At 70.9% G+C, this 15,992-nt stretch carries 10 protein-coding genes; 2 read left to right on the top strand and 8 right to left on the bottom strand.

The features are described from left to right. Window positions 1-25: 25 nt before the first annotated feature. From ACMCNK_RS02065 to ACMCNK_RS02030, 8 genes are all read right to left on the bottom strand, one after another. Window positions 26-1,393 (bottom strand): M14 family zinc carboxypeptidase, encoded by a 1,368-nt coding sequence (locus ACMCNK_RS02065; RefSeq protein ID WP_412734661.1) that lies wholly within the window; start codon window positions 1,391-1,393, stop codon window positions 26-28. Between the two features lie 94 nt (window positions 1,394-1,487). After that, the gene (locus tag ACMCNK_RS02060; protein ID WP_412734660.1) at window positions 1,488-4,583 is read right to left on the bottom strand and encodes a beta-ketoacyl synthase N-terminal-like domain-containing protein; all 3,096 of its coding nucleotides are present in this window, start codon (window positions 4,581-4,583) and stop codon (window positions 1,488-1,490) included. After that, entirely contained in the window at window positions 4,580-8,137 is a 3,558-nt protein-coding gene (locus ACMCNK_RS02055) for an SDR family NAD(P)-dependent oxidoreductase (RefSeq protein WP_412734659.1), read from the bottom strand. Before ACMCNK_RS02055 ends, ACMCNK_RS02060 begins: the two co-directional genes overlap by 4 nt. Beyond that, the gene (locus tag ACMCNK_RS02050; protein ID WP_412734658.1) at window positions 8,134-8,976 is read right to left on the bottom strand and encodes an LLM class F420-dependent oxidoreductase; all 843 of its coding nucleotides are present in this window, start codon (window positions 8,974-8,976) and stop codon (window positions 8,134-8,136) included. The genes ACMCNK_RS02055 and ACMCNK_RS02050 overlap by 4 nt, the downstream gene beginning before the upstream one ends. A gap of 9 nt (window positions 8,977-8,985) precedes the next feature. Beyond that, window positions 8,986-10,482 (bottom strand): beta-ketoacyl synthase N-terminal-like domain-containing protein, encoded by a 1,497-nt coding sequence (locus tag ACMCNK_RS02045; RefSeq protein WP_412734657.1) that lies wholly within the window; start codon window positions 10,480-10,482, stop codon window positions 8,986-8,988. Then, a complete protein-coding gene (locus ACMCNK_RS02040) occupies window positions 10,475-12,160 on the bottom strand; it encodes a fatty acyl-AMP ligase (RefSeq protein ID WP_412734656.1) in 1,686 nt (561 codons plus the stop codon). Before ACMCNK_RS02040 ends, ACMCNK_RS02045 begins: the two co-directional genes overlap by 8 nt. 16 nt (window positions 12,161-12,176) lie before the next feature. Continuing rightward, on the bottom strand, window positions 12,177-12,680 hold the full coding sequence (locus tag ACMCNK_RS02035) for a hypothetical protein (protein WP_412734655.1): 504 nt from the start codon (window positions 12,678-12,680) through the stop codon (window positions 12,177-12,179). Beyond that, window positions 12,677-13,552 (bottom strand): hypothetical protein, encoded by an 876-nt coding sequence (locus ACMCNK_RS02030; RefSeq protein ID WP_412734654.1) that lies wholly within the window; start codon window positions 13,550-13,552, stop codon window positions 12,677-12,679. Before ACMCNK_RS02030 ends, ACMCNK_RS02035 begins: the two co-directional genes overlap by 4 nt. Before the next feature lie 512 nt (window positions 13,553-14,064). On the opposite strand from ACMCNK_RS02030, the gene ACMCNK_RS02025 reads away from it, so the two are divergent. Together ACMCNK_RS02025 and ACMCNK_RS02020 are read left to right on the top strand one after the other, a co-directional pair. Then, window positions 14,065-14,532: a hypothetical protein gene (locus ACMCNK_RS02025; protein ID WP_412734653.1), complete on the top strand. Its 468-nt coding sequence runs from the start codon at window positions 14,065-14,067 to the stop codon at window positions 14,530-14,532. Further along, window positions 14,529-15,980: a nitronate monooxygenase gene (locus tag ACMCNK_RS02020; protein ID WP_412734652.1), complete on the top strand. Its 1,452-nt coding sequence runs from the start codon at window positions 14,529-14,531 to the stop codon at window positions 15,978-15,980. The genes ACMCNK_RS02025 and ACMCNK_RS02020 overlap by 4 nt, the downstream gene beginning before the upstream one ends. The last annotated feature ends 12 nt before the right edge of the window (window positions 15,981-15,992 follow it).

The raw sequence follows: 15,992 nt of genomic DNA, 5'->3' as shown, positions 1-15,992 counted from the left end.
GGGCCACAGCCGCGGTGGTGCGCCGTCAGTGTCCCGTCGGGTAGGGATGTGCTGCCGCGTTCGCCAGGGCCACGAACGCGGGCAGGTTGAGGTTCCAGAAGCCGGACATGCACGAGTAGCGCGGGAAGAAGCCGCTGCACCCGGACGTGTTCGGACCCACCTCGATCGTGTAGCCGGGGACGCCCCGCGTGCCGTAGATCCAGTCGTCGGTCGCCCCGGGCGCGAAGTAGTTCAGGCCGCCGTCACCATGCACGACGTCGTAATGGTTGCCCTGGCTCATGGCCGTGGCGATGGTCCGGAGGTCGTCGTTGTTCGGCGCGAGCGTGTTGGTCCACCCGTACGGATAGATGTCGAGCTCGGCGTAGCTGTGCAGGGTGACGAACGTGCCGGTCGTGTCGGTGGTCGCCGGTGAGAAGTCGGCGCTGGGCTTGGTGTCGCGGTAGATGCCGGCCAGGAAGTCCTGGATGCCCTGCGTCTCCGGCTCACTGGCCGCGCTCGCGCCCGGATACGTCTCGCTGCACTTGGTGCCCTGGTTGACGTCCCAGTGGTAGCTCGAATTGCGGTTGAGATCGACGCCGCGGCCGGTGCCGGAGCATCCATTGTCGTGGGCGTTCTTGCGCTGGGACACGGGCCGGTTCGAGTTCGACGACACGATGTCGACGCCGTCCGGGTTGGCGATCGGGATGACCCACAGCTCGGTGGTGTCCATCAGCCGCGTCACGTCGGCATTCGTGCCGTAGTTGTTCACCAGGTAGTCGATCCACATGTACGCCAGTTCGCCGGTCGCCAGCTCGCGGGCGTGCATCTGGGCCATGAGCGTGAACTTCGGCTTCGTGCCGGTGCTGGTGATCGCACAGTCGCCGGCCTTGATCCTGGTGATGCACAGGGCCTGGATGTCGTGGCCGCCCCGGCCCTGGGTCTTCAGCCACGACTGGCCGATGCTGCGCAGCACGACCAGGTCGGGGTGAGCCGAGGCGACCTGCTGATTGTGGGCCTCGTGCCCGGCCGCGGTGTGGTAGCCGCCGTAGTACGTCCCGGCCGCCGCCCGCAACGACTCCGCGACCGGCTGGTAGAGGGGGCCGGCGTAGCGCACCGTCAGGCCGCGGTGCCGCAGCCGCTGGGCGTCCGCGGCGGTCGCCAGGATCGGTACGCCGGGGGTCGCCGGCCCTTCCAGCACGTCGTAGCCGCGCCGGGTGAGATCGGCGGCCAGGCCGGCCGCGGTGGTGGACGGCGAGGTGACGTCGTAGTACGCCGGTTCGGAGGTGTCCGGCGTGGCCGCGGCGGCGGTGCCGGGCACCGCCAGCCCGGCGCCGAGCAGGGGCAACAGGACTGCCGTGGCGGCGGCGAGCAATCCGCGAAGCCGCGACCGGCGGGCGAGCGCAAACCTGGTCATCGGTACCTCGATCATGGGTGGCCCGGCGTCACCGTGCACCGGGACGTTGAGTATCCACAATCATCGATGCGCCCGTCCCCGTCAACATTTGTAATCATGGCGAGCACGCCAGGGTGTCGAACACGGCTGCGGTCTGGTCGGCCCACGCGGCGAGCGCAGCGGCATCGCACCGCTTCGGATCATGCCACCATTCGACCACGAATGCGCCGCCCGCAATGTCGTAACACACCTCGACGGGATGGCGCCCGACCGGCACGGGGTCGAGATTCATCCGGGACAGGGGCAGCCTCGACGCGCTGACCGTCCCACCCATGGCCGCCTGCGCGGTGACCAGGACGCTGGGCTCGGGCAGATCACGGAGACACTCGGCGGCCGGGCCGTGGAGGTGGCGAAGCACGCCGTAGCCCAGGCCGTGCCGGGGAACGGTCCGCCAGGACCGCCGGGCGGCGTCGAGCGCATCCTCCGCTGCGGTGACCGTCACCGGGTAGATCGCCGAGTACGGTCCCACCGACCGATCGAGGTTCATCGCCGGGCTCGCGCGCCGGACGTCGCCCAGGACGTCCACGGTCATCGTGGTGCGCCCGCTGATCCGGTGCCAGGCCGAGGTCATCGCGGCGAGCAGGATCTCCACCCACTTGGCCTGCGTGCGACGCCGGAGGGCTTTCAGCGGTGCGGCCTCACCGGCGCGCCGAAACACCTGCCACGGACCTCGGCGATCCGGCACGGACAGCCCGTCGGGTGCGACATCGAGGGTCGCCGTCCAGTGGTCCAGCTCGGCGAGCAGGCTCCGATCGTTCACCAGGCCCTGCGTGTGCCAGGCCCATTGCGCCCACGGCGTCGCTTCCGGCAACGTCACCGCATTGCCGGTGACAACATGACGGTACGCCGTGGTGAGCTCCTCGGTCAGGATCCGTATCGAGGTCTGATCCACCCGGTTCACGACCAGGGTGAGGAAGACGTCAGCGCCCGTCTCCACGAACGCCGTCGTGTCGACGACACTCAGCACCTCCGCGGCGGTCGTCGAGCCGTCGGCCGTGACCGTCGGCAGGTTCTCCGGCGGCTCGCCCCTTTCCTGGCGCCATACCCCGTGCGATGCGACCGGCACCAGGCTCAACACGTCATGCCGGGCGACAACGGCCGCGACGGCCCGCCGTACGCTCGGTCGATCCGTGTCCGACGCGAGCCGGAACACCACCGGCAGCCCGCGATGCCCGTGGGCCCGCAGATGCACGAGCTGGGTCGGTGTCACGGGGACGTCCCGGTCGTCCGACGCCTGCGCGCCCGGCGTCGACCGGGGTTTCACATGAGCGAGCAGCGAGGTGAACGTCGGATTGTCGAACAGGTCCTTCGGGCGCAGGTCGATGCCCTGTGTGCGGGCCCGTGACGCGAACCTGGTGGCCATCACCGAGTCGCCGCCCTGCTGAAAGAAGCTGTCGTCCGGTGCGACGTGGTCGACTCCGAGCGTCTCGCGCCACAGCCGGGTGAGCATCTCGCGGACGTCTCCCGAAGCCGGTGGGCCGGGTTCCACGACGGCGGACGCGCGGGGTTCGAGCCAATGACGTGTGCGCTGGAACGGATAGCCCGGGAGGGAGACGCGCCTCGCGTCCGGGCCACCCGGTACGGATGGCGGATCAACCGCGCCTTGCCCCGAATCCAGCAGGCCGGACGCTTCCGCGGTCGTCGATGCCGACACCGCGAAGCGATGGTCGAACTGCTGTCTGCCCACCACGAGGGTGTGCGCCACGTCCGCCAACGGGACCTCCGGATTGCCCCGCAGGTGGGCGGCGAGTGCGTGGCGCATGTCCGCGAGGGCGTCCGGGTTCCGGGCGCTGAGCAACAGCACACTCGGTCGTTCGTCCGCAGGCCGCTCCGGCGGCTGTGGTGCTTCCGCGACGACCACGTGGGCGTTGGTGCCGCCCACGCCCAGTGAGGTCACCCCAGCGACCTTTGGCCGTCGCGCCCAGCTCGCTCCCTCCGCCTGGACGAGGAACGGCGAGTCGTCGAGACCCAGTTCCGGATTGGGTGCGGTGAAATGTGCGGTACCGGGAATCCAACCGTTCTCCAGCGCGAGCACGGTCTTGATGAGCCCGGCGATCCCGGAGGCGGCTTCCAGGTGGCCGATGTTGCCTTTGACCGAACCGACCAGGCACTTCTCGGCCGTCGGCAGGGCACCCCGGAGCGCTGCCATCTCCACCGGATCTCCGAGCGCGGTACCCGTACCGTGCGCTTCGACGTATCCGATGTCCCGGGGTTCGACGTCGGCCACCGCGAGCGCCTCGGAGACCACCGCGGACTGCATCCGCACACTCGGCGCCGAGAACCCCATCTTCAGCGCACCGTCGTTGTTCACGGCACTGCCACGGATGACCGCACGGATGTTGTCCGTGTCCCCCAGCGCATCCGACAGCCGTTTGAGCACGACCGCGCCGCCGCCGCTGCCGAAGACCGTGCCGTTTGCGGCCGCGTCGAAGGGCCGGCAGTGACCGTCCGCGGACATCACGGACTCGATGTCGTACACGTAGCCGACCCGGTGCGGCACCTTCACCGCCATTCCCCCGGCCAACGCCATGTCACATTCGCCGGACAGCAGGCTCTGACACGCCAGGTGCACCGCGACCAGCGAGCTCGAACAGGCGGTCTGCACCGTGAACGCGGGGCCGTGGAGATTCAGGGTGTGTGCCACCCGGGTGGCGAAGAAGTTGTTGTCCGCCAGCGACAGTGTTTCCACGACGGCCATGGACGTTCCCGCGCCCAGGAACTCCCGCCCGTCGTGCCGGGACAACAGGTTGTAGTGCAGGTAGCCGGTGAAGGAGCCCGCACCGAACACGCCGATCGCGCCGTCGAACCCGCCCGGCGTGTACGCCGCGTCCTCCAGGGCGTGCCAGCAGCTTTCGAGGAACAGTCGCTGCTGCGGATCGAGCGCCGCGGCCGTGGCCGGCGCGAAACCGAAGAACTCCGCGTCGAAATCGGCGAATCCGGCGAGCGTGGCCGCCCTGCGCACGTAGTCAGGGCTGCGCAGCAGGCGTTCGGGAACGCCGTTGGCCCGCAGCTCCGCGTCGTCGAGGTCGTCCAGGCAATCCCGGCCCGCCACGAGGTTCGCCCAGTACTCGGTGACGTTGCCGGCCTTCGGGAAGCGGCCTGCCATCCCGATGACCGCGATGGATTCCACGGCGTCCGGGCCCGGGCTCATGAGCGCCTCCGTGCGGCGCGGTGCTCCGCCATGCGGGTGGCCCGCAGGCGGGCACGGTCCGCGGCGGCCGTTTCCGGGTCACCGGTGGTGTCCCTGAGTTCGTTGATCACGTCGTCCGCCAGGTCTGCAACGGTGTGGCCGCCGAGCAGCCGGGCGACCGGGACGTTCACCCCGAAGTCCTCCTGAATCGCGTTCTTGATCTGCACCGCGGCCAGCGAGTCCATCCCGGCGTGCACCAACGGCCGGTCGGCGGGCAGCTCGCCCGGCGCGAACCCGAGCACCGCTGCGGCACGGAGGAGCACCTGTTCACCGACGATCCGCCGGCGTTCCCGGTCACCGAGGTCGGCCAGCGCGCCGACGGAGAACCGTACGGTGGTGTGGAAGTGGCCGAAGTAGTCCGACCTGGCGATGTGCGGGTACGCCGCCGCCAGCCCTGCCCTGTCGAGGTGTGCCACGCTGACCTGGGCGATGTCTCTCGCGAGGATCTCCGCGAGAACGTCCATGCCGGTGCTGGTCGGTATCCCGGCAACGCCGGCCACCTGCTTCTCCGTCGCGGAGCCGCTCTGCGCCCAACGACCCCAGTTGACCGTGATCGCCCGGACACCTTCGCCACGCAGCCGTGCTCCGTACGCGTCGAGCCACGCGTTTGCCGCGGCGTGGGCGGCCTGTCCGGGAGCGCCGACCACCGACGCCAGCGACGAGTACGTCACCCACCAGTCGAGTGGCCGGTCACCGACAGCGGCCCGCATCCGCTGGGCGCCGAGGACCTTCGGATGCCACACGCGCTGGATCCGGTCGGCGTCGAGGTCCTCCAGCAGACCGTCGTCGAGCACACCGGCGGCGTGGACGATGCCGCACAGGCGGTGCCCCCTGCTTTCCGCGAGCGCGACCGCCCGATCGGCGGTGTCGGTGATGTCGCCGGTGAGCACCAGCGCGTTGGCGACAGCGACATCCGGACCCGACCGGCCGCACAGGACGATGGAGCCCGCGCCCTGATCGGCGAGCCACTGCGCGGTCCGCAACCCGAGGCCCCGGGTGCCGCCGGTCACGACGTACGCGCCGTCCGGGCGGACCAGCGCGGAATCCGTGCGCGCCGGCGGTCCGACGGGCCGGAACCGGGCGGCCCGCCGGACACCACCTCGGTGGCTGACCTCGTCCTGGGTGGTCGATGCGACGTCCGCAGTCCCGTCCGGGTCGTCCGCCACCGACAGCGGCAGCTCCGGGTGCTCGTGCCGGAGCGTACGCACCAGGCCGAGCAGCGCGGCGTGATCCGGGTTCGCCGCGTCGACCACGACGACCGTGCGGTGGTACGGCGGCCCGGCGGCGAGCGTCTCCCGGATCGTCGTCGCGAAGTCGAGCACGAGCCGCGGGCCGTCCACTCCGTCCGGTATCCGGATCACCCGGTCGGCCCGGCCGCCGGACGGCGGCGCATCGACCCACTCCACGGCGTACAACAGGTCTTCCCAGGGCGGGCGGTCGTCGAGGTGCGTCAACCGCACGCCGTCGAGCGCCGCGATCCACTCCCCGGACTTCTCGTACACGTCGACGGTCGCGAGCACGTCGCCGTCGTCGGCAGGCTTGACGCTCGCCCGGCAGATCAGGTCGTCGCCGAGTGACCGCCGCGCCCGGACACCGCCGATCCCCACCGGCACGACGGTCCCGGTGGTGTCCCCGGCCACGGTCGCGGCGATGCCGTGCAGGCACGCGTCGAGCATCGCCGGATGCACCGTGAACCGGCCGTCTCGGGGCAGTTCAGCGGGCCAGGACACCCGGGACCACTCGCCGGCCGTACCGGTCATCGCGGCGAACGCGGGGCCGTGGTCCTGCCCGGCCGAGCGCAGCCGCTGATAGGCCGGCCCGGCGGCGTCCCACTCCGTCACGGGTTCCACGTCGTCGTCGGCCCGGCGAGCCGTACGCCGGACGGTTGCGGTGGCGAACGCGGTCGCCGCCCCGGCGATCTCCACGGTCGCGGTGTCGCCCGACAGGGACAAGGTGGTCGTCAGCGTCACCGGCCGCGACAACGGCACGAGGCGCCGGAACTCCAGATCCGCGACGTGGATCGCCGAGATCGGCACGTCCCACGCGGCGCGGGCGGCCGAGAGGATGATCTCGACCATGGCCGAACCCGGCAGCACCGGCCGGCCGTTCACCCGGTGGTCGGCGAGCCACGGCAACGCGTCGAGATCGACCGTGGTCTGCCAGATGTGCCGGCCGGGAAGCGCGACGTGCGCTCCGAGCAGCGGATGCCGGTCGTCGCCGCGCCGGACCACCGCCTTGTACCGCTTCCGGTTCCAGGACATCGTCGGCAGCTCGGACAGCCGGCCGCCGGAATGCACGGTCTCCCACGCGACCGATATCCCGCGGCAGTGGGCGTGGCCGACGTTGGACAGCAGCGCCGCCTGCGCCGGCTGGTCACGCCGGAGCGAACCGAGCACGACGGTGTCCGTCACCCCGGAGTCTGCGAGCGTGTCCGACATGGCGGACAGCACCACGGGATGGGGGGAGATCTCGAGGAAACACCGGTGCCCGTCCGCCGCCGCGGCCTGCACGGCCTGGGTGAACCGTACGGGTCTGCGCAGGTTGTCCGCCCAGTAGCGCGCATCGAACGGCGGCGGGACGTCCGGCAGGGCCGTGCCGTAGCACGGCACCGTCGGGTCCCGGGTCTCGATGCCGGCGAGGCTCGCGGTCAGCTCGCCGACGATCGCGTCGACCTGCCGGCTGTGCGCGGCGAACCGCACGCCGGGCACCCAGTGCGCCGTGATCCCGTCGGATTCGCAGCACGCGAGGAACCGTTCGACGTCCGCCGAGCGGCCGGAAACCACGCAGGCCCGGGTCGAGCTGTGCACTGCCAGGTCCAGGACACCGTCGTGGCCGATCCTGCGCAGCACCGTGGCCGCGGGCAGTTCCACCAGCGCGATGGCGCCGTGACCGGCAAGCCGTCGTTCGATCAACGCCGAACGCCGGCAGCTCACCCGCACTCCGTCCGCAGGTGACAGCGCGCCCGCCACGACCGCTGCGGCGACCTCGCCGATCGAGTGCCCGATGACCGCCGCCGGTGCGATCCCGTAGTGCCGCCATGTCCGCGCCAGCCCCACCTGGGTGGCGAACAGCGCGGGCTGCACCAACGCCATGTCGGCCGCACCCAGGTCCGTACCCGTCAACAGCTCGGACAGCGCCCGGCCGCACTCCTCGACGAACACGTCGTCCAGCTCGTCGACCAGACCGGCGAACGCCGGTTCGGCTGCCATCAGGTCCCGGCCCATGCCGGTCCACTGCGAACCGTGGCCCGAGAACACGAACACCGCACCGGACGGTGGTGACGCCGCGGTGCCGCGGGCGTGATCGCCGCGGCGCAGCCGGTCGATCAGTTGCTCCCGGCCGTCGGCGACCACGGTCAACCGCTCGTGCAGATGGGACCGGCGCCGGGCGAGCGTGTAGCCGACGTCCGTCAACGGCACCGCGGCGCCCTCGTTCTCCAACCACCGGGCCAGGCGTTGCGCGTGGGATTCCAGCGACTCGGGCGAGCGGGCGGACAGCGGGAACAGGCCGGTCATGTCATCTCCTCGGCCACGTCCGCGTACCAGTCCAGGATGGGCATGAGCTCCTCGGCGGATGCCGACGGCAGCGGGAACACGCACCGGGACACGCCGGCCTCGCGGTACCCGCCGAGGATCTCCTCATCGGCCGGTGCGCCGAACACCGTGACCGGCACCGACATCCGTCCGGCCATCGAGGCCCGGTCCCGCAACTCGGCCACGTCATCGGCGAAGCCGTCCCCGAGCAGCGCATGCCAGGGCATCCATTCGGCCTGAAGTTCCAGCACCCGTTCGACGGCGCGGGGTCCGTTGCCGCCGTACAGGATGGGCGGATGGGGGCGCTGCACCGGTTTGGGCACCGACCACAGCGGATCGAACTTCACGAACCGCCCGGCGAACGACGCCTCGTGTTCCGTCCAGATGCGTTTCATCACCGCCACGTGCTCCACCAGCCGCGCGGTACGGGTCCGCGGGTCGGCACCGTGGTTCAGCATCTCCTCGCGGTTCCAGCCGGTGCCGACGCCGAACAGGAACCGGCCACCGGACACGACGTCGATGCTGGCCACCTGCTTGGCCAACTGGATCGGGTCGCGGATCGGCACCTGGCAGATGCCCGTGCCGAGCCGCAGCCGGGTGGTGGCCGCGGCGGCGACGGCCAGCGTGATGAACGGGTCGACGCCTTGCATCGCCTCCGGCGGGAACTCCACACCGCCCGGGTGCGGGCTGGCCATGCTCACCGGCACGTGGGTGTGCTCGGGCACGAAGAACGACTCGAAGCCGCGGTCCTCGGCCGCCTTGGCCGCCGACGCCGCGTCCAGGGAGAAGTCGGTGACCAGCATCATCACACCGAAATCCATGGCGGAACCTCATGTTCTCGGTTGGCGGAGAACGGCGTGCGCGTTCGCGCCGCCGAATCCGAAGGAACTGACCCCGATCAGCGCGTCGCCGCCCGGGGGCACGACGGTGGGCGTGTCCGCCACGGCGAGCCCCAGCCGGTCGAAGGCGATGTGCGGGTTCGGGTTGCGGTAGTGCAGCGTCGGCGGGATGTGTCCGTGTTCGAGCGACAGCACCGCCTTGACCAGACCCGCGAGGCCCGCGGCCGCCTCCAGGTGGCCGAGGTTCGACTTGACCGACCCGATCAGCAGCGGGCGGGCCCGGTCTTTCCCCAGTACGGTCCCCAGCGCGGTCGCCTCGATCGGGTCGCCGAGTGGTGTCCCGGTGCCGTGCGCCTCGACGTAGCAGACGGACTCGTGCGGGATACCACGGTAGATCCCCGCCAGCAGGTCCCGCTGCGCCATCGGATTGGGCGCCATCAGGCCGTTCGACTGCCCGTCCTGGTTGATCGCACTGGCGACGACCGTGGCGTACGCGCCGTCCGCGTCCTCTCGCCGTCGCAGCACGACCGCGACACAGCCTTCGCTGCGGACGTACCCGTCCGCGGCGGCGTCGAACGGACGACACCGGCCGCCGGACGCCATCGCACCCGAACGGTCGAAGTTCACGGTGACCGCCGGGGACAGGATCAGGTTCACCCCCGCCACGATCGCCAGGTCGCACTCCCCCGCGTCCAGGCTGCGTTTCGCCAGGTGCAGAGCCACCAGCGACGACGAGCAGGCGGTGTCCACGGTCAGGCTCGGCCCGCGCAGGTCGAGCACGTACGACAGCCGGTTGGCGAGAATGCTCGCCGCCACGCCGGTGCCGGTCCATCCGCTGACGGCCGCCGGGTCGGCCAGCCGTTCCCGTCCGTAGTCGTTGGTGGACGCGCCGACGAAGACCCCGGTCCGGCTGGCGGCCAGGCCGGTCGGCGGGATGCCCGCGTGTTCCAGCGCCTCCCACATCACTTCGAGCAGAATGCGCTGTTGCGGATCCATCTCGGTGGCTTCCCGGGGCGAGATCCCGAAGAACTCCGCGTCGAAGTCGTAGACGTGGCTGAGGAAGCCGCCCGCCGTGGTGGTCCCGTCCGGGACGGCGTACGACTCCCATCGGTCGGGCGGTACTTCGGTGACGACGTCTCCACCGGCCATCAGCAACCGCCAGAGTTCCGCCGGTGAGTCGACGCCGCCGGGCAGGCGGCAGCCGATGCCGACGACGGCGACCTCCGCCTGCGACGGTGTGGCCGTCGCCGCCGGCGCCGCGTGGTCACGGGACAGGGAGTCGGCGAGCCGGCGCAGCGTCGGCTGCTGCCACAGGGCGATCGGCTCGACCGGGCGGTCCAGCAGGTCCTCGAGCTCACCGGCGATCCCCACGGCGTCGCGGGAACTGATGCCGTAGTCGGCGAACGGCCGATCGGGGTCGATCTCCGCGGGTGACGTGCCGACATGCGCCGCGAGCCGTTCGGTCAGCCACCGTCGCACGTCATCCATGGCCGTACTCCCCGCGCTCGAACCGGATCCGGCATTCCTGCCGGCGGGTCTTGCCGCTCGAGGTGATCGGCACGGTGCCGCGCCGGAGCAGGGCGACGGTGTGGACGCGTACGTCGTGACGGTCCGAGACGCCGGCGCGCACCGCCGCACGGATCGCCTCGACGTCCGCGGCGACCGCCGGCGACCGTGGTTCGGCCACCACGACGAGATGCTCGGCGTCGTCGATCTCCGAGGCGAACGCGACGACCCTGTCTCTGCGCAGGCCGGGGCACGCCTCCTCGACGGTGGCCTCGATGTCCGCCGGATAGTGGTTACGGCCGTCGATGATGATCAGGTCGCGGAGCCGGCCCGTGACGTACAACCGGCCGTCCAGCAGGAACCCGAGGTCTCCGGTACGCAGCCATCCGTCGTCCCCGAACGTCTCGGCGGACCGCTCCGGCCGCCCCCAGTACCCGGCGCAGACGTTGTCGCCGCGTACCCGGATCTCACCGGGGGCGTCCGTCGGGGCACCGGTCGACGGGTGCACGATCCGGACTTCCTGCTGGATCGGCCGGCCCGAACTGACGATCAGCCGCGCCTCGGGGTCGGTCACGTCCACCTTCCGGATCCGGCCGGCGGACAGCTCATCCCGGTCGAACGCGCCGACGTGCAGCGGCTGCCCCGGCTCGTGCGCGGTGACCGCCAGGGTCGCCTCGGCCAGGCCGTACCCGGTGCAGTGCGCTTCGGGGCGGAACCCGTTGGCCTGGAAGGCTTCGGTGAACCGGGTCACGCTCCGGTGCCGGACGGGCTCCGACCCGTTGCCCAGTGTGCGCAGCGCGGACAGGTCCAGGCCCGCCCGGCGCTGCGGCCCGACGCGGTCGACGCACAGGTCGAGACCGAAGTTCGGTGACATGGTGTGCGTGGCGCGCTGTGTCGTGAGCAGCTCCAGCCAGCGCCGAGGTTGCTGGATGAACGCCAACGGCGCGAAGCACGTCACCGGGACCGTGCGGACCAGCGGCAGGATGACCGAGATCATGAGGCCCATGTCGTGGAAGAACGGAAGCCAGCTCACCATCCGCGAGGACTCGTCCGTCGGCAGCCAGGCCGCCAGCTGGGCGGCACCGGCCGCCACATTGCGGTGCGTGACCCGTACACCGGCCGGTGTTCTGGTCGATCCCGACGTGTACTGCAGGTAGGCCACGGCGTCGCCGTCCGGTGGATCGGGCGGTGCCGGGCGGGGGCCGGGGTCGATCCGGTCGACCGGCACGACCTCCTTGGGCAGCGCCGCCAACCGGGGCGAGGCAAGCAACTCCCGCACCGCATCGGCGTGTCCGCTGCTGGTCAGCACGATCTCGGGCGTGCAGTCGGCGATCACGTTGAGCAGCCGGTCGGCCGGCCGGAACGGTTCGGGGGCGAACAGCGGCACCCCGATCACGCCGGCGCGCAGGCAGCCGAGGAACGCGGTGACGTAGTCGGCGTCGTGTCCGCAGAGGATCGCGGCACGCTCGCCCGGCCGGGTGTGCTCCCGCAGGCAGGCCGCCACCGCGGCGCTGCGGTCGGCCAGGGTGCCATAGGTCAGGTCGCGCGGCACGCCGCCCCGGTCGGTGGAGTAGTCGACGAACGTCATGGCGATCCGGTCCGGTCGCGCCTCGGCGGTGCTGATCACGGCGGATGCGGGACCCGGCGCTTCGTGGTTCACGGCGCCTCCGGCGACGTCACGGCAGTTCCCCGTCCGACTCCAGCCACTGCTCGAACGCCGCGAGATCCGGCAGGATCACGGTCGAGCACGCCAGCACCGCGAGTGTCTGGCGCATCTCGGTGACCGCGACGACCGTACGGCCGGCCAGGTACGCGCGTTGCATCTCCGCCGCGGTGCCCATGCTCGGCTCCCGGCCGGGCAGCCACGCCACGCACACGTCGGAGGCGGCGGCGACGTCGGTCAGCTTGTGGAAACCGTCGATCAGGCTGAGCACGGCGGGATCGAGCCTGTCGCGCCGTATGACCGGCTGATCGGCGAGAGCCGCGTGGGCCGGGCGGATCCGGCTCTCGTCGGTGGCGAACCAGCCGATGAGGAATTCGACGGGATCGTTGACGACGGCGTCCGGCCGGTGTCGTTTGATCACTTCGTGAAGCTGTTGCCGGTAGTCCTGGTCGGCCAGTTCGGCCCCGGACCGAGCCCCTTGCATGAGCCCGGCCAGGAAGAACGATCCGGTGTTCATTCGTCCTCCACGGAGTATTCCGGAACCACGATGTCCTGCGGTGCCATCGCGGCGTAGATCTCGGCGGCGCCGAGCAGGTATTCGGTCAGCTCGTCCGGGCTACTGGCGACGGACGCGCAGATGCCGGTCAGGTCGCGCTGGAATTCTTCGGTCCCGGCGTGACTCACCACCCCCTGGTTGTCCTTGGTGATGAGGCTGTCGCGGTCCACCAGCGATTCGCGCGGCCGCCCACTGAACGGGAGCACCAACTCGCGCATGCGCCCACTGTCGCGATCGATGCTCCGGATCGACAGATTGTTCTGCTCGGCGTGCAGCAGCAGCCGGCGTACGAGCCCGTGCGGCGGCGGGAAGGCCGGCAGCATCGACCCGGGGCGAAACGTGAACGCGCGGAAGGTCACGTACCGGCCGCGTCGCGGGCTGAACCGGCTGTATTCGCTGTGCAGGCCGCCGTTCGCGGGGGTCCACGTCAGTCTGAGTTTCGACGGCCTCGGCTGACCGCCCGCGGTCGTCCGGAACGGGAACGCGTCCTGCGTCGCGGTCACGACACCGTCGACCCCTGCGGCCCGCCTCAGCACCACCGGCGCGCGGTGCAGCAGGTACGGATCGAGCACGACCATGCCATCGGTCTGGGGGTACACCGCGGCGACATGCCGGCCGGAGAACAGCAGGGTGGCTTTGACCCCGTTGCGTTCCTGAACCCGCTGTGCGACCTCGAACGACTGCCACGCACATCCCATGCCCAGCCTGTTGGGTGGAATACCTTTGCCGTAGTACTCGTGAAATTGGGCGGCGCTGCAGTACGGAATGTCGAACAGTACATCTTCCTGCGTCGCCGCGAACGAGGACGCAACAGTGTCGACGGTTTCGATCATGCACCCAGCTCCCTTGAATTCCGATTCTCGACGCCAGGCTGCCGCGAGTTCCTCATAGGAACTCAAGAGAAGGTTTCGGAAATCTTCGTCAGTGCGCGTACGCCATACAGATCCGCACGTTCGCCTCGTCAATGCGGTCGCGTCATCGGGACCGATTCCATGCCCACCCGCAGGACTCGCAGTAACCTATCGCGCGGTGTCACGCGCGGTCCATGGTGGAGACGCAGCACCACCCTCAGGCGTGAATTCCGCGGCCACCCGCCGTCCGCCGTGGACCCATAGAGCCCCGAATTCATGTACATGTCACTAAAGTTCCCTTACCAAGACGAAGAGTCGATCCGCCGGACATTCATGAGCTCGACGTCTGCGAATGTTGCACTGCGTGACTCCGCCGGGCGGTGCCCACGAATGGGGCTGCCGCAGAAAGCCCGGATCACGGGACTTGTGGCCGTGCCGATTTCGGGACGTGCTTCCCTGCTCCGGGGCCCGCGCCGCGGCGCAGGATCGTACGCATGATCTCTGTTGTGCTCGGCTTCACCGGCGGGGCCCTGCTCCTCGCCGGCGCGTTGATGATCGCCCAAGGGCTGATCGGACGCCGCAGTGTCACCCGGGAACTGGCGCGGCAACGCATCAGCTTCCCGGTCCGGGACGCGCTGCCGATCAGCCTGGCCCGCTATGCAGGCCAGGCGGTGCACACGGGCGCCGAGGCGCGGGCCTTCTCCGAGCTGATCGGCGTCCATGTCGCCAAGGCCACGGGTGGCCGCACGTACGCGGAGATCGCGGACGAATGGCAGGCCGGAGGGCGTGCCGACGATCGGCTGGCCCGGTTGCGGGAGACCGCGTTCATGGGGCAGAGCCTGCGCGGTGCCCTGCTCGGCGCGTATCAGGCATGGCAGGTCACCCTGCTCGTCGTCGGCCTGGGTGCACTGTTCATGGCCATCGGCGTGGCGTTCGCCGCCCTGGCCCTGCAGATGCCATGAACGGGCCGCCGAGCGGCACCCGGGAGGCCGCCGGGGATCCGGTGATCCTTCAGGGCGGCATGGGGGTCGGGGTCTCCGGGTGGCGGCTGGCCCGGGCCGTGGCGAGCACCGGCCAGCTCGGCGTGGTGTCCGGCGTGGCCCTGGACGCGCTGCTCGCCCGGCGGTTGCAGGAGGGCGACGCGGACGGGTGCCTGCGCCGGGCGCTGGCGCATTTTCCGGTCCCCGCACTGGTCCGCCGGGTGCTGCAACGCTATTTCGTGGCCGGTGGGATATCGGACACGACGCCGTACCGGCCGGTGCCGCGGCTGGGCCTGCGTTCCCGCCGGGCGGCGCAGGAACTCGCGGTGCTCGGCAACTTCGCCGAGGTGTTCCTCGCCAAGGAGGGGCACCGCGGGCCGGTCGGCGTGAACTACCTCGAGAAGATCCAGATGGCCACGCCGGCCGCGGTCTACGGGGCGATGCTGGCCGGCGTCGACTACGTGCTGATGGGGGCGGGCCTGCCGACCGAGATACCGGGCCTGCTCGACGCGCTGGCCGCCCACCGTCCGGTGCGGCTGTCGGTGGCGGTGCAGACCGCCGCGACGGACGGGCGCTTCCAGGTCGCCCTCGATCCGCCGACGCTGCTGGGCACGGCGATGCAGCCGCTGCGGCGCCCCCGGCTGCTGGCCATCGTCTCGTCCGCCACGCTCGCGGTCTATCTCGCCCGCGACGACACGACCCGGCCCGACGGTTTCGTGGTCGAGACACCGGTCGCGGGCGGCCACAGCGCTCGCCCGCGAGGTCCGCTGACCGTCAGCGCCGACGGGGAGCCGGTGTACGGTCCGCGTGATCGGGTGGATCTGGCGAGGATCGCCGCCCTGGGGCTGCCTTACTGGATCGCCGGTGGCCGGTGCGGCCCGCAGCATCTCGCCGCCGCGCGGGCGGCCGGAGCCGCCGGGGTGCAGATCGGTACGGCGTTCGCGCTGTGCCGCGAGTCCGGGCTCGACCCCACGCTGCGGCGGAGCCTGATCCGTGAGGCACTGCGCGGCGACCTGGTGGTGCGAAACCATGCCGGGGCGTCGCCGACCGGCTTCCCGTTCAAGATGGCGCATCTGGCCGGCACCGCCGCCGACGAGCACGTGTACGCGGACCGGCCTCGGCTCTGCGACCTCGGCTACCTCCGTGTCCCGTTCCAGCGATCGGACGGCAGAGTCGGATACCGCTGTCCCGCGGAACCGGTCGGCGAGTACCTGCGCAAGGGCGGGCTGATCGAGGACACCGTGGGCAGCCGGTGCCTGTGCAACGGCCTCGTCGCCGGGATCGGCCTGGGTCAGCGGCGAGCCGACGGTTCCGTGGAGCCGCCCCTGCTGACCCTGGGCCAGGATCTCACGTTCCTGCCGGAACTGGCCGGGACCGGCGACGACTACGATGCCCGCGACGTCGTCGACCACCTGCTCGGCACCCGGTGAGAGTCATTGGTA

Source organism: Krasilnikovia sp. MM14-A1259 (assembly GCF_047159535.1).
In the GTDB taxonomy this organism is placed as follows: Bacteria; Actinomycetota; Actinomycetes; order Mycobacteriales; family Micromonosporaceae; genus Actinoplanes.
The sequence above is the reverse complement of the archived record's forward strand: the minus strand, read 5'-3'. Positions and strand labels throughout refer to the sequence as shown.

Bases quoted from the DNA above. Each gene is read 5' to 3' on its own strand.
- ACMCNK_RS02065 (WP_412734661.1), bottom strand. From the start codon at position 1,393: ATGACCAGGTTTGCGCTCGCCCGCCGGTCGCGGCTTCGCGGATTGCTC.
- ACMCNK_RS02055 (WP_412734659.1), bottom strand. From the start codon at position 8,137: ATGACCGGCCTGTTCCCGCTGTCCGCCCGCTCGCCCGAGTCGCTGGAA.
- ACMCNK_RS02025 (WP_412734653.1), top strand. From the start codon at position 14,065: ATGATCTCTGTTGTGCTCGGCTTCACCGGCGGGGCCCTGCTCCTCGCC.
- ACMCNK_RS02035 (WP_412734655.1), bottom strand. From the start codon at position 12,680: ATGAACACCGGATCGTTCTTCCTGGCCGGGCTCATGCAAGGGGCTCGG.
- ACMCNK_RS02060 (WP_412734660.1), bottom strand. From the start codon at position 4,583: ATGAGCCCGGGCCCGGACGCCGTGGAATCCATCGCGGTCATCGGGATG.
- ACMCNK_RS02020 (WP_412734652.1), top strand. From the start codon at position 14,529: ATGAACGGGCCGCCGAGCGGCACCCGGGAGGCCGCCGGGGATCCGGTG.
- ACMCNK_RS02030 (WP_412734654.1), bottom strand. From the start codon at position 13,552: ATGATCGAAACCGTCGACACTGTTGCGTCCTCGTTCGCGGCGACGCAG.
- ACMCNK_RS02050 (WP_412734658.1), bottom strand. From the start codon at position 8,976: ATGGATTTCGGTGTGATGATGCTGGTCACCGACTTCTCCCTGGACGCG.
- ACMCNK_RS02045 (WP_412734657.1), bottom strand. From the start codon at position 10,482: ATGGATGACGTGCGACGGTGGCTGACCGAACGGCTCGCGGCGCATGTC.